Raw genomic sequence first — 492 nt, forward strand, 5'->3', positions numbered from 1 at the left:
CCTCCAGACCGATGCCGATCGCATGGCCACCCTGGCCATGCGCGACAACCTGCAAAGCCTCTACCAGTTGCTCTGGAAGCTGTACAAGCGCAATCCCGCCGAATGGAAGAAGACCGGCCTGCCGAGCCAGGCCGACGCCGAGCTGGCGATCCGCCGGGCCATCGAGCAGAACCGCGAACTCAGCGACCTGGGCGGCCGCCGCGACATCGCCGCGCTGTCCTACTCCCTCGATCCGGCGTTCAGGGGCGACCGCGTCGGCGCCTTCATCTATTCCCTGGCCAGCATGCTGATCACCGCCCATGGCGGGCGCACCGAGTTCTACGTCTATCAGGGGATCGACGCGCAGTACGTCTACAACGCCGCGCGCAACGTCGAGGTCGCCACCTGGATGCTGGCTACCCGCAAGGACGACAAGGGTGCCCCGTTGCTGCTTTCCAACGCCCTCACCGACGACGCCAGCAACCTCAGCTACGCCCGCGAGTTCGCCAAGAT

1 protein-coding gene is annotated in these 492 nt (G+C 66.1%); it reads left to right on the forward strand.

Annotated features, from left to right (window positions below; genetic code table 11):
- Positions 1–22: 22 nt before the first annotated feature.
- The coding region (locus tag FLO80_RS23775) for a hypothetical protein (RefSeq protein WP_223145548.1) at positions 23–492 on the forward strand (470 nt) is incomplete at its 3' end.

The organism is Aquicoccus porphyridii, assembly GCF_008369105.1.
Lineage (GTDB): Bacteria > Pseudomonadota > Alphaproteobacteria > Rhodobacterales > Rhodobacteraceae > Aquicoccus > Aquicoccus porphyridii.